Here is a 12,391-nt window from a genome sequence, read left to right as displayed (position 1 = left end):
TAGTTTTGGGGGATGCGCACATTCGTCGTGGACCACCCGCTGGTCGCCCACAAGCTCACCGTACTGCGGGATAAGAACACCCCTTCACCGGTCTTCCGGCAGCTCACCGAAGAACTCGTCACCCTCCTGGCCTACGAAGCCACGCGAGAGGTCAAGACTCAGCCGGTCGAGATCGAGACACCTGTCACCAAGACCATCGGCACCGCGTTCACCAAACCTACTCCGCTGGTGGTGCCCATCCTGCGCGCCGGTTTGGGCATGCTCGAAGGCATGACCAAACTGGTCCCCACCGCTGAGGTTGGCTTCCTGGGGATGGCCCGGGACGAAGAAACACTGGACATCATCACCTACGCTGAGCGCCTGCCGGAGGACCTCACGGGCCGGCAGATCTTCGTCTTGGATCCCATGCTTGCCACCGGCGGCACGCTGCGCGAGGCCATCAAGTTCCTCTTCAAGCGCGGCGCCTCGGACGTCACCTGCATCTGCCTGTTGGCCGCTCCGGAGGGCTTGGCCAAGCTGGAAGAAGAGCTGGCAGATGCCAACGTGAACATTGTCCTGGCTTCCATTGACGAAAAGCTCAATGAGAAGTCGTACATCGTTCCGGGCTTGGGCGACGCCGGCGATCGCCTCTACGGCGTGGCAGGCTAGCTTCAGGGTTTCGACGCCGTTCCTCTACCCGTCCAAGGGCCACGCAGCTAGCCTGAGCCCATGGACTGGAAACTTGAACTGGTGTTTGTCCCTGTGTCCGACGTCGACCGTGCCAAGGACTTCTACGTCAACAAAGTCGGTTTCAACGCTGATTACGATGCCCGTCCCTCGGACAGTATCCGCTTCGTGCAGCTCACCCCGCCGGGCTCGGCATGTTCCATCTGCATCGGCGAGGGACTCAATGATGCCCCGCCGGGGACCGCGCCCTCGCTACAAATGGTGGTCAGCGACATCAACGAGGCACATCAACAGCTCAAAGCCAACGGCGTGGACGTGAGCGATATCGACATCCAGGAGTGGGGCCATTTTGTCTACTTCGCCGATCCGGACGGCAACAAGTGGGCCGTCCAGTACCTGCCCCAGCGGCCCAATGGCTAGGGCGTGACCACGGCCGGCTTGACGTGCGGCAGGATGGAAGCATGAGCCTTCCTGCCGCAAACGCCGTACCTGCCGGGTCGCCGCAACTGACCGTCCGTGCCGTCCTCTTCGACATGGACGGCACGCTGGTTGATTCAACTGCCATCGTGGAGCAGGTTTGGTCCGAGTTCGCTGACCGCTACGGTTTGGACTTCGAGGACATCTTGCGAACGTCCCATGGCGTCCAAGCGGGGGATACCGTGCGCCGTTACGCACCTGCCGGGGCAGACATCGCCGCGTTGACTGCCGAGCTTGGGGAGATGGAGCGGAGTCGAATTGATGGGGTTGTGGCGCTGCCTGGCGCCGCTGCACTGCTTTCGGCGCTTCCACCGGAAGCAGTCGCCCTGGTCACGTCGGCGGACCTTGTGCTGGCCGAGATCCGCATGAGGGCAGCCGGGCTGGCCATGCCCGCTACGGCCGTTACGTCGGAGGCGGTTACTCGAGGTAAACCGCACCCCGAAGGGTACCTGAAAGCCGCAGCGTTGCTGGGAGTGGGGCCGGCCGACGTCGTGGTTTTCGAGGATGCCCCCGCAGGTATCGCTGCCGCGCGTGCCGCCGGAATGCGGACGGTGGTGGTGGGCGGGGCCGGCGTCGAGCTCGAAGAAGGGATGTGGCGCATCCCTGACTATCGGGCAGTGACGGTCACCGCCCAAACCCACGACGACGGCGGCCACCTGCTCAGCCTCGCGCTAGGCTGAGCAGCCCTCAGCCGTCCTCAGCCGTGGAGGCTGTACACCGTGGTGTTGCCGATCGTTTGGGCTTCATAGTTTGCCGCCACCCAGGCAGCGATCTGTGTCGCGGTATCGGATCCGCTATCACCGCGCATCATCTGGCTGGCGATGAAGTAATGGATCTTTCCATCCGTCACATCTTGCTGGAATTGGGCGAGCGTGGGAGACGGATCCGTGCCGTTGAAGCCGCCCACGGCCATCACCGGCAGGCCCGTGGCCAGTTGGTAGCCGGCCGCGTTGTTTGAACCCACGACGGCGGCGGCCCACGTACAGCTGCCGGCGTTGGTTTGGAGGGCAGCCACCACGTCGGACGATGGCGCCGCCGTGTCGAGCAGGCCGCCCATGCCACCGCCGGGACCAGCAGCTGGACCCGCTCCGGTCCCGCCAAGCGCTGCGTTGGGCCGTGTGATCCCTCGCGGGGGCCGATTACCGCCGAACCCCGGACCGAATCCAGCAGTGACTGCAGGACCGGCGCTCACGATCGCGCCGGTATGCGGAACCGAGGCTGTGGCTACAGAGTAGGCGAATGGCCCGGTGAGGGACGCTGCGATGGCGAGCCCCGCCGTCGTGCGGGTCACCAGCACTGAACTCCAGCCGCCCGGGACGAGCAAGGCCGCCCCGGCGGCGATTGATCCAAGCAGAATGATCCAGCGCAGCCAGGGCAGGAAAGTCGGGGCGCTGGCCAGAACGGAGTTTGCCGTCAGCCCGGCGGCCACGACAGCCAGGGCCAGAACCGCGGCGGTGGTCACTTGGGATCGGCGCTGCCAGAGGAGGACACCACCCAAACCGGTCAGCCCGGCGATTCCAGGCGCCAGCGCCACCGCGTAATAGGGGTGGATGATCCCCGCCATGAAACTAAAGACCAATCCCGTCACCAGCAACCAAGAACCCCACACCAGCACCGAAGCGCGGACGACATCCGTGCGGGGCGCCCTGCGACCGAGCCAAAGGAGGGCCCCGCCGAGGATCAGGGCCGACGGAATCAACCAAGCGATCTGACCGCCGAACTCTGCCCCGAACATGCGGAACAGCCCTGGTTGGCCCCAACCGTTACCGCCCCCGACGCTGCCGGTCTCGTCACCGTTCAGGCGGCCGAATCCGTTGTAACCGAAGGTCAAATCCATGATCGAGTTGTCCTGCGACCCGCCTATGTAGGGCCGTAGCTGGGCCGGTACAAGCTCGACGGCGGCAAGCCACCAACCAGCGGATACCGCCATGGCACCGCCCGCGGCAAGCAGGTGCATCACACGTTTGCCCACTTTGGGTTGGGCTGCGATGAGGTAAGCGAACGCAAAGCCAGGGACAACCAAGAGGACTTGCAGTTGTTTCGTCAGGAATCCCAATCCCAAGAAGACACCTGCCAGCACGAGCCAGCGCATCCGCTGCTCCTGGATAGCCCTCAGTACGCCGTATGCGGCTGCGGTCATGAGGAGCACCAGCAAGGCGTCGGGATTGTTGAAGCGGAACATGAGCGTGGCTACCGGAGTCAGCGCCAGGACCGCAGCAGCCAACAGGCCGGCGCGGTGGGCCAAACGATCACTGCCCGTGGCTGGAAAAGCGGCCCGTCGGACTGCCAAGTAGAGGATCCACGCTGTGGCGACCCCCATGAGCGCTTGAGGTACCAGGATGCTCCACGAGTTGAGCCCGAACAGCCGAACGGACAGCCCGGTCACCCAGAGCGCGGCGGGTGGCTTATCTACGGTGATGGAGTTTGCAGCATCGGATGAGCCGAAGAACCAGGCCGTCCAGTTCTGGGCACCGGCTTGGGCAGCGGCCGAGTAGAAGGCATTTGCCCAGCCCGAGGCTCCCAATCCCCATAAGTAGAGAAGTGCGGTGCCCACCAGCAGCGAGGCCAACTCCAGCCGCTGCCGCAGGGATCCTTGACCGAACCTGTGGAAGGCGCTTCCGTTACCGTTCGTGTCCCGGATGCGGTCCCGGTCGCGGTTGCCTGGATTAGTGGAGTGGTCGGTTCCCTGGGCGGTGGATGCTGTCACAGTTAGCCCACCAACTTGTAAACGGTGGAGTTGCCAACAGTTTGGGCGGTGTAGTTCGCGGCTACCCAAGTCGCTACCTCGGAGTTGCCGCCACGGCCGCCAAAGCCCCCACCACCACCGGCGCCACCGCCGGAGATGAAGTAACTGATTTGGCCTTTATTCACCATGTCCTGGAATTCGGCCAATGTTGGGTAGGGGTCGCCGCCATTCCAACCACCCAGTGCGATCACGCTGGTGTCCGATGCCAGTTCCAAGCTCGCTGCTTGGCTCGCTCCTGAAACGATCGCCGACCATTTGGTGTTGGTGGACTTCAAGAGTGTTGCCAGATCCGCGTTGGCGGTGCCTTCGCCACCCGGGCCGGCCTGGCCGCCGGGGAACGCGGCGGCGTCGCCCAAACCATCCCGGGCGATGCCACCAAATCCGGCGCGGCCACCGAAGGCGCCGTTTTGGGCACCGGAGGGTCCGGACATCGGGATTGAGCCCGTGTGTGGTGTTGCGGCGGTAGCAAGAGTCCAGGCGGTAGTGCCCAGGCCGCCCGCCAGGAGCGAAATGATGACGACGGCGGCTGCCGGAACCCGTTGCGCCCAGCGGTTGGTTCCACCGCGTAGCCGCATCGTATCCACCCGGAGCAGGAGCCCCGCGGCAGCCAGTACGCCCAGCACCACCACGGCAACCCTCAGCCATGGCATCCAGGAAGCGTCGCGACCCAGCAGCACTGCGGACCACAGGGCGCTGCCCAACAAAACAACGGACAGCGTTATCCGGGCGGCCCAGAAGGAGCGTCCACGCCAGAGTTCAACGCTCCCTATGCCGATCAGTGCGGCGATGGCTGGAGCCAAGGCCACTGCATAGTACGGATGGATGATGCCCGTCATGAAGCTGAAAATCCCTGCAGTGACCAGCAACCAGCCGCCCCACATCAACAGGGCAGCCCTACTGCGTGATGTCCTGTGCTCGCGGCGGGTGAACCAAAACCCAGCCGCCAGCAAGATCAGGGCAGCAGGCAGGAGCCAGGAGACTTCGCCGCCAAAGCTCGTGCCGAACATGCGGCCTATGCCGGCAACTCCACCGAAACCGGTGTTCCCCCCGCCGCCAGCGCCCGCGCCGAAACCACCGCCCCCGGGGCCGCCGCCTGCCGCACCGCCGCCTGCGCCGCCGTCGCCCGAGCCGGTGATCCTGCCCAGGCCGTTGTAGCCAAATGTGAGCTCCAGGAAGCTATTGGTTTCAGAGCCCGCCATATACGGCCGAGCGGAAGCTGGAGTCAGTTGGAAGAGTGCGATGTAAGTCCCTGCGACCACCACGATGCCGCCCGCTGCGCCGAGTAAGTGGAGGATTCTGTTCCGCAGGGTGGTAGGAGCGGCCCACACGTACGCCAGAGCAAGGCCCGGAACGATCAAGAAGCCCTGCAGCATCTTGCTCAGGAATGCCATGCCGATGACGGCGCCAGCGGCCGCGAGCCACTTCCAGCCGGCCTTTTCGATGGCCCGGGTGGTCAGGTAGGCCGCCAGAACCAAGCAAAGGGTGAGCATGGCGTCGGGATTGTTGAACCGGAACATCAGTGCTGCAACCGGTGTCAGAGCCAAGGCGGCTCCTGCGATCAGCCCTGCTGCCGGCCCGGTCACGCGTTTGACGGCCAGATAAAGGAAGCCGACGGCGGCAACTCCCATGAGTGCCTGCGGCACCAACATGCTTGCGGGGGAAAAGCCAAAGACGCGACCCACCAGTGCCGGGATCCATAACGACGCCGGCGGCTTGTCCACGGTAATGGCATTGCCGGCGTCGAGCGAACCGAAAAGCAACGCAGTCCAGCTTTTGGTACCGGCTTGTACGGCTGCGGCGTAGAACGAGTTGCCGTAACCGCTGGCGGCGAGGTTCCACAGGTACAGGAACGCGGTGGCTACGAGCAGGCCTGCGGCGGACGGCCGGACCCAACGGGGCTGACCGCCAAAGGCGATACGCTCCCACCGGGTGTGGTCGCCGCCGGCTTTAGCGGGAGTGGCTTGGACTTGCGGCGAAATCAGGGCGGTGCTCATGATGCGGACTCCTCGGCGACTGATTCGGTGGTTGGCTTACGGAAGACCCAGAGGCGGAACAGCAGGAACCGTGCGGCCGTCGCGAGGAGGTTGGCAGCCACGACGGTGCCCACCTCCACCCAAGCGGTCGGCGTCGTGGTTCCGTGCACTAAGGCAAGCGCTCCGGAGGTGAGGGCCAGCCCGATGCCAAAGACAATCAGGCCTTCAAAGTGATGCCGGGCAGGGTTGCCGCCTTGGATGCCGAAGGTGAAGCGCCGGTTGGCGGCCGTGTTGGCGATCGCTGTGATCAGGAGCGCCAGGAAGTTGGCGAGCTGCGGGTCCATGAAACCTCGGCAAAAGAGGAAAATTGCCAAGTACGCCACAGTGGAAGCGGCGCCGATCGCGCCAAACCGGACCAGTTGGCCGAAGAGGCTGCTTTTTGGCGTCAGCTCGGCAGTTCGCGAGGAAGCGGGGAGCGGGCCGCGGGCTAATGCGGCGCGGAGCTCGGGGACCGGGATTCGCCCGGTCACCAGGTCACGCGTGAGGCGCGCCATCCCTTGAAGGTCGGCTAAAGCGGTACGTACGACGTCGACACTCGAGTTGGGGTCGTCCGTCCAGTCAACCGGGACTTCATGGACCCGGAGGCCGCAACGCTCGGCTACTACCAGCAATTCGGTGTCGAAGAACCACGCGTTATCCAAGGTGTGCGGGAGCAGCCGATGGGCAACGTCTGCGCGGATGGCTTTGAAGCCACATTGCGCATCGGAGAAGCGGGCCCCCATCAAGGTGTGCAGCAGCATGTTGTAGCTGCGGGAGACGAATTCCCTTTTGGGACCGCGGACCACCCGGGAGTTGCGGGCAAGGCGGGTGCCGATGGCGAGGTCTGAATGACCCGAAATGAGGGGCGCAAGGAGCGGGGCAAGGGCGGCCAGGTCGGTGGAGAGGTCGACGTCCATGTAGGCCAAGACCGGCGAGGGCGAAGCCAGCCATACTTGCCGCAGCGCGTTTCCACGGCCTTTTTCCTCGAATCGCATCACCGCGATTTCCGGGATTTCCCGGCCAAGTCTTTCCGCGATCCGGAGGGTGTTGTCCGTGCTTGCGTTATCGGCCACGGTGATGCGGAAGCTGTGGGGGAACGTGTCCGCAAGGTGCGCGTGCAGCCTGCGGAGGCAGGCTTCAACGTCGCTTTCCTCGTTGTGGACCGGGATTGTCACGTCAAGGACCGGAACGGCGGTGTGGGTATCAACCGGAGAGCGCCGCGCTTGCGCAAGCGGTACAGCGGAGGATGCCGGGTCCCATTGACGTGGGCTTGGTGGTGCGCCTGTTGCCGGATCTGTGAGCGTCATGTATCCAGCGTGGGGCAGCCTCGTATGAGTGCTTTAGGCGGAAGCTGTGATGTGACTGTGAAACCGGAATTGCCGCACCGTCCCCAGTGCCTACTGCAGCGGATGCTGTAGTGGACATGCAGGGACAGTGCGGCAATCAGGGCCAGTGCGGCGATGGTTAGCCGTGGTGGTTTAGTACCAGTTATTGGCCAAGTGGAACGCGAGGGCAGCCGAGGGGGAGCCGTAGCGTTGCTTGATGTAGTCCAGCCCCCACTTGATTTGGGTCTGGTAGTTGGTCTGCCAGTCAGCGCCGGCAGTAGCCATCTTGGAAGCGGGAAGGGACTGGACAATGCCGTAGGCACCGCTGGAAGCGTTGGTCGCGGTGGTCCGCCATCCTGATTCCCTTTCCCACAGGGCGTCCAAGGCGGTCATTTCGCCCTGGCTCCAGCCGTAGCTGGAGAGAATGCTTGCTGCATAGGCCTTGGCGCCGGCAGGATCGTCTACAGCCACGGGGGTGGCGGCAGCCTGCGCGGCAGCAGCGGTCTTGGCGGCGGCAGCGTCAGCCGCCTGCTTGGCGGCAGCATCGGCAGCAGCTTTTTGTGCGGCAGCGGCTTGGTCCGCAGCGGCCTTGTCAGCTGCTGCTTTCGCTGCTGCTGCTTGGTCGGCAGCAGCTTTGTCCGCTGCTGCCTTATCTGCCGCAGCCTTGTCAGCTGCTGCCTTGTCTGCAGCGGCCTTGTCTGCAGCGGCCTTGTCTGCAGCGGCCTGCCTGGCGGCGTCGGCCTTTGCTACAGCTTGTGCCACAGCGTCCTTAGCCTTGCTGTCAGACTGTGCGGACGACTGGGTCTCCGCTGCCTTGCTCATTTCAGGAAGAGTGAACGCCGCATTCGCGGCCTGGCCCAGCGATGCAACACCCAGCCCTGCGGCGATAACGCCGGCCACTACCGACATGCGGTAGCCGCTTTTACCCCGGCGGGCAGCGTTCTTTAGGACGGACTGCGACTTGGTCAGGGGTGTGCTGTGTTCGTCACGGTGGCGCGCGGAAGGGCGCGCCTGATCGTTAAATTCAGACATGGTTTGATTGCCTCTCAGCGCCTGCGGAGTTAGCTGTCGGGTTCGGATGAGGTCATCCGGCCGCGCATCACGCTGCGGCTTCACCCCAAGGGCCGGCACTAGGCCTGGCCCGGAGACTCTGGGTCCCCCGTCTCTGCCTCAAAGAAGAACGGACTCCGGGAAGTGGCAGAGCTCGGCGCATCCCGGAAGTGGGCCAGTTGGAGCGACCCACCCTTTCGACGGTACAGGACCCTTCGCCCAAAGTCACATTTAGGTAACAGAGATCACGATTGCGGAGAGTCGGCTTGCTCGTTTCGTTACGTCAGTCCGGTGTTCATTGACGGAAGACGCAAGGCGAACTCCGTCCGTCCCGGACGGGATGTCACTTCCACGTTCCCCCCATGTGCTCGGACTATGGACTCGACGATGGACAGACCCAGCCCCGAGGTACCTTCGGACCCCGACCTGGCAGCGTCTGCACGGGCAAACCTCGAGAAGATGCGGCGTTGAAAGTCCTCGGGTATGCCAGGGCCGTTGTCCGTCACGGAGACCACGGCGCTGCCGTCTGCCGAAAGCGATACACCGGTCACCACGGTAGTGCCCTGATCGGTATGTTTGCGGGCGTTCGAGAGCAAATTGGCCATCACCTGATGCAGTTGCGTCGCATCTCCCCGGACGGAGATCGGTTCATCGGGAAGCCGCAGTTGCCAGTGATGGTCCGGTGCCATGACTTTCTCGTCATTGACGGTCTCAATGACCAACTGCGTGAGGTCCACATCGGTGACATGCAGGGGTTGTCCCTCATCCAAGCGGGCCAGCAGCAGCAGGTCCTCTACCAGCGTGGTCATGCGCTCCGACTGGCTTTGGACGCGGGCCAACGATTTGCGGCCGTCATCGGTGAAAGTTTCCGTCATCCGCAGCAGCTCTGTGTAGCCACGGATGGCAGTGAGCGGCGTGCGCAGTTCGTGGGAAGCGTCCGCGACGAATTGGCGGACCTTGGTTTCGCTTTGCTGTCGGGCTTCCAAGGCGTTCGCTACGTTGTCCAGCATCTGATTCAGGGCATAGCCGACGCTGCCCACTTCCGTCCCTGGATGCGCGGCCGAAGGCGGCACCCGTACGCCCAGTGCCACCTCACCGGCGTCGAGCGGCAGACGGGATACTTTGGTGGCGACGTCGGCCAGTTGCTCGAGCGGACGCATGGTCCGTCGAATGACCACGGTGCCTGCGAGGCCAATCAAGACAAGGCCACCCAACGACACAAGGACCATGGTCCATACCAGCGAAGCCTCTGTGCTTTGTTTGTCAGCCAGCGGCAGGCCTGTCACGATCACGTCTCCGTAGGGGGTTTCGACGGCGACCAGGCGGTAGTCGCCGTTGGAGAGCGAACGGTCCACGGGCAGGTTCCCGCGGGGGAGTGACAAAAGTACTTGCTGATCCGCGGAGGACAACGCCACCCGGTTGCCGCCGGCATCGATGAGCCCGGAGCTGCTGACCGTGGTTCCGCTGATGCGGGCGTTGAGCGTTCCTGCGCCTTGGCCACGCGCTTCCAGCGGGTCAGGCCTTCCGGACGAGGGAAAGTTCGACGGCGCCCTTCCGAAGTCGTTCGCGCGGCCCGAGGCTTGTGCCAGCTGCATGTCGAGCTGCTTATTGAAAACCAAGTCCATGGACGCGTAGCTCACCAGCCCCACGGCACCGCAAATGGCGACCAAAAGGACCATGGCTACGAGGACCAAGCGGGTGCGCAAATGCCAGGTCGATGGATTGAGCCAGCTACGGTGCGGGGTCTTGGCTACTCCTGAGAGTGTGGTCAATTCTTAGTCCGCGGGCTTGATGACGTACCCCGCGCCACGCACGGTGTGAATCATTGGAGGATGGTTTGCTTCGATTTTCTTGCGCAGGTAGGAGATGTACAGTTCCACGATGTTGGCTTGGCCACCGAAATCGTAGTCCCACACCCTGTCCAGGATTTGGGCTTTGCTGACCACCCTTTTGGGATTTTCCATGAGGTAACGCAACAGGTCGAACTGCGTTGCGGTGAGGGGAATGTCCTCGCCGCCACGGGTGACCTCGCGGGTGTCAACGTTCAGCCGCAGGTCTCCCACCACCAGTTCCGCCGTGTCCATCGCCGCGACCCCCGAACGCTGGATCAGTCGGTGAAGTCGAAGGAGAACTTCTTCCATGCTGAAAGGCTTTGTCACGTAATCGTCCCCGCCGGCAGCTAGGCCCACGATGCGGTCCTGAACCGCATCCTTGGCCGTCAGGAACAACGCCGGCACCTCAGGGGCAAAGGCACGGATGCGGCCGAGGGCCTCGACGCCGTCGAATCCGGGAAGCATGACATCCAACACCAGTACATCCGGACGAAATTCCTTGGCGGTTTTCACAGCGTCCGGACCGTCCACGGCGACGGCCACTGACCAGCCGGCCATCCGAAGCCCCATGCTCATAAGTTCGGCCAAACTGGGCTCGTCATCCACTACCAAGGCGCGGATGGGGGAACCGTCCGGATGGGACAACTGGGGGAGGTTATTGGTCATGGAGTGCGGTGTGGCCATGGGACTACTCTCCAGTCTGCGGGTTTGCCCGCGCTTTGCCCGCCCTGTGAGGACGCTGTGAACTCAAGACTAGCGAGGTGGGAACCCCGAAGCACTCTTATCCACAGGTCACAGGGAAGCCTTCAGTGCCACACAGGATCCGCACAGCCAAACGTCCGATGCTGGGCGTAGTTCCTGATCACACGCTAGATGGAGAGCACCATGAACGAGCAGAACCAGCCACCGGTTAACCCGGGCCCGGCAAACCAGCCACCGGTTAACCCGGGCCCGGCAAACCAGCCACCGGTTAACCCGGGCCCGGCAAACCCGGCGCCGGGTGGGTCGTCCAACGCAGGCTCGGGATGGGCGTGGTCATCCCCGGAAGAGGGCCACAACACCCCTTACAGCCCCCCGTCCGCGGGGTGGGGTGCGCCGCCGTCGGCTGGGGGGAGCGCGCCGCAAGACACCACGCAACAGGTCCCACAGCAGACCAACGCGCCGTCTGCAGGGTGGGGTGCGCCGCCGTCGGGCCCCCAACGCTACGGTTCCCAGCGCCCGGGTTTCGGTAAGGACGCAAAGCCGTGGACTCCCCGGCGAATCCTTGTGGTTGCCGGCGTGGCAGTGGTGGTCGCTGCCGGAACGGCGGCAGGGATCTACACCCTCGGCGGGGGAGCGGGAACGGCGGACGCGGCAAACGTGGCACAGAACCAGAACGGGAATTCGGGACTCAACGGTCAGCCAGGAGGAGGCCAAGTCCCGGGCGGACCTGGCCAAGCCGGGGGAGGATCGGGGTTGCGCGGGGGCAACGGCGCGGGCCTGGGAGGCGGGCTCGCGGCGTCCATCCATTCGGAGTACGTGATCCTCAACGGATCCACCTATGTGACCATGGCCGACCAGCTTGGCGACGTCACCGACGTCTCTGCCACCTCCGTGACGGTCAAAAGCGCGGACGGCTATACCAAGGCCTACGTCCTCAACTCGAGCACCACTGTGGGTGCGGCCACGCGGCAACGTGGCGGCACCACCAGCACCCTGACACTGGCTGACGTCAAAGTAGGTTCCACCCTCCGGGTGACAGCCACCAAAAACGGAGACACCTACACGGCCACGGCCCTGAGGCTGACCACCGCCACAACATCCGGGCAAGGCACGACGTCGGGCCAAGGAACCTCCTAGGGGGTGAGGTTGGCGTCGTGCCGGCGGAGGTCGGCGCGACCTCGAGCAGCGGAGTAGCGAGGACTTCGGCCGGGCGAACATAGCCCAAGTGACCCCCACTCGTGCAAAAAATGCGCTCCGGCCTCCCACGTTGATTAGGCAGCATCTGTTTCAGATCGTGAGATTCAGAGTTGAACGGGTGCAGTCAAATGGATGTCCGCACAGACGCTAGCGATCCGAATAATGTTCGAAAAAGGAGTCTGAATCGGTCGACCTGACGAATGTAAGGATGCTCATCTTCGGTCTGGCTGAATGGTGATTTAGAGCACACTAGACCTCCGAGTCTCAAAATGTGGACGTTTTCACGCTTTGTTACTTGCGTGTTGCCATTGTTACGTTGCACACTTCCAATGTGAACAAGAACTCAACAGCACCTGCAGCCGCAGCAATCTGGCCCAGCGCACC

General features: G+C 63.7%; 10 protein-coding genes and 1 riboswitch. Of the genes, 4 read left to right on the top strand and 6 right to left on the bottom strand.

Annotation, left to right across the window (positions count from 1 at the left end; translation table 11 throughout):
• The first annotated feature begins 12 nt into the window (after positions 1-12).
• From upp to SB659_RS09905, 3 genes are read left to right on the top strand one after another with little or no spacing between them, the layout of a single operon-like run.
• Positions 13-648 carry a uracil phosphoribosyltransferase gene (gene upp, locus SB659_RS09915; protein WP_284975656.1) on the top strand — a complete coding sequence of 212 codons (636 nt, stop codon included), beginning with the start codon at positions 13-15 and terminating at the stop codon, positions 646-648.
• A gap of 60 nt (positions 649-708) precedes the next feature.
• The gene (locus SB659_RS09910) at positions 709-1,086 is read left to right on the top strand and encodes a glyoxalase superfamily protein (protein ID WP_284979104.1); all 378 of its coding nucleotides are present in this window, start codon (positions 709-711) and stop codon (positions 1,084-1,086) included.
• 41 nt (positions 1,087-1,127) lie between these two features.
• Positions 1,128-1,823 carry an HAD-IA family hydrolase gene (locus SB659_RS09905; protein ID WP_284979103.1) on the top strand — a complete coding sequence of 232 codons (696 nt, stop codon included), beginning with the start codon at positions 1,128-1,130 and terminating at the stop codon, positions 1,821-1,823.
• A 17-nt stretch (positions 1,824-1,840) separates the two neighbouring features.
• Here the strand turns inward: SB659_RS09905 and SB659_RS09900 are convergent, their stop codons facing one another.
• The 6 genes from SB659_RS09900 to SB659_RS09875 form a co-directional block, all read right to left on the bottom strand.
• The gene (locus tag SB659_RS09900; RefSeq protein WP_410550276.1) at positions 1,841-3,850 is read right to left on the bottom strand and encodes an ArnT family glycosyltransferase; all 2,010 of its coding nucleotides are present in this window, start codon (positions 3,848-3,850) and stop codon (positions 1,841-1,843) included.
• Positions 3,851-3,852: 2 nt separating this feature from the next.
• On the bottom strand, positions 3,853-5,883 hold the full coding sequence (locus SB659_RS09895) for a glycosyltransferase family 39 protein (protein ID WP_410550275.1): 2,031 nt from the start codon (positions 5,881-5,883) through the stop codon (positions 3,853-3,855).
• Complete coding sequence (locus SB659_RS09890) at positions 5,880-7,208, bottom strand: glycosyltransferase (protein ID WP_284979100.1); 1,329 nt, start codon at positions 7,206-7,208, stop codon at positions 5,880-5,882. Before SB659_RS09890 ends, SB659_RS09895 begins: the two co-directional genes overlap by 4 nt.
• Before the next feature lie 171 nt (positions 7,209-7,379).
• A complete protein-coding gene (locus SB659_RS09885) occupies positions 7,380-8,258 on the bottom strand; it encodes a hypothetical protein (RefSeq protein WP_284979099.1) in 879 nt (292 codons plus the stop codon).
• 4 nt (positions 8,259-8,262) lie between these two features.
• A riboswitch (cyclic di-AMP (ydaO/yuaA leader) is annotated at positions 8,263-8,446 on the bottom strand.
• A gap of 108 nt (positions 8,447-8,554) precedes the next feature.
• A complete protein-coding gene (locus SB659_RS09880) occupies positions 8,555-10,048 on the bottom strand; it encodes an ATP-binding protein (protein ID WP_410550274.1) in 1,494 nt (497 codons plus the stop codon).
• A 3-nt stretch (positions 10,049-10,051) separates the two neighbouring features.
• On the bottom strand, positions 10,052-10,792 hold the full coding sequence (locus tag SB659_RS09875) for a response regulator transcription factor (RefSeq protein ID WP_284975648.1): 741 nt from the start codon (positions 10,790-10,792) through the stop codon (positions 10,052-10,054).
• Positions 10,793-10,993: 201 nt separating this feature from the next.
• Here SB659_RS09875 and SB659_RS09870 point away from each other — a divergent pair, with 201 nt between their 5' ends.
• Positions 10,994-11,947, top strand: coding sequence for a hypothetical protein (locus SB659_RS09870; protein ID WP_410550273.1), 954 nt, complete (start codon positions 10,994-10,996; stop codon positions 11,945-11,947).
• The last annotated feature ends 444 nt before the right edge of the window (positions 11,948-12,391 follow it).

Source organism: Arthrobacter sp. SIMBA_036, from assembly GCF_046535135.1.
In the GTDB taxonomy this organism is placed as follows: domain Bacteria; phylum Actinomycetota; class Actinomycetes; order Actinomycetales; family Micrococcaceae; genus Arthrobacter.
This window is presented reverse-complemented; position numbering and strand designations above follow the sequence as displayed.

What these genes read in the sequence shown, in the direction of transcription:
- upp (WP_284975656.1), top strand. Translation starts at nt 13, where the DNA reads ATGCGCACATTCGTCGTGGACCACCCGCTGGTCGCCCACAAGCTCACC.
- SB659_RS09910 (WP_284979104.1), top strand. Translation starts at nt 709, where the DNA reads ATGGACTGGAAACTTGAACTGGTGTTTGTCCCTGTGTCCGACGTCGAC.
- SB659_RS09905 (WP_284979103.1), top strand. Translation starts at nt 1,128, where the DNA reads ATGAGCCTTCCTGCCGCAAACGCCGTACCTGCCGGGTCGCCGCAACTG.
- SB659_RS09895 (WP_410550275.1), bottom strand. Translation starts at nt 5,883, where the DNA reads ATGAGCACCGCCCTGATTTCGCCGCAAGTCCAAGCCACTCCCGCTAAA.
- SB659_RS09890 (WP_284979100.1), bottom strand. Translation starts at nt 7,208, where the DNA reads ATGACGCTCACAGATCCGGCAACAGGCGCACCACCAAGCCCACGTCAA.
- SB659_RS09885 (WP_284979099.1), bottom strand. Translation starts at nt 8,258, where the DNA reads ATGTCTGAATTTAACGATCAGGCGCGCCCTTCCGCGCGCCACCGTGAC.
- SB659_RS09875 (WP_284975648.1), bottom strand. Translation starts at nt 10,792, where the DNA reads ATGGCCACACCGCACTCCATGACCAATAACCTCCCCCAGTTGTCCCAT.
- SB659_RS09870 (WP_410550273.1), top strand. Translation starts at nt 10,994, where the DNA reads ATGAACGAGCAGAACCAGCCACCGGTTAACCCGGGCCCGGCAAACCAG.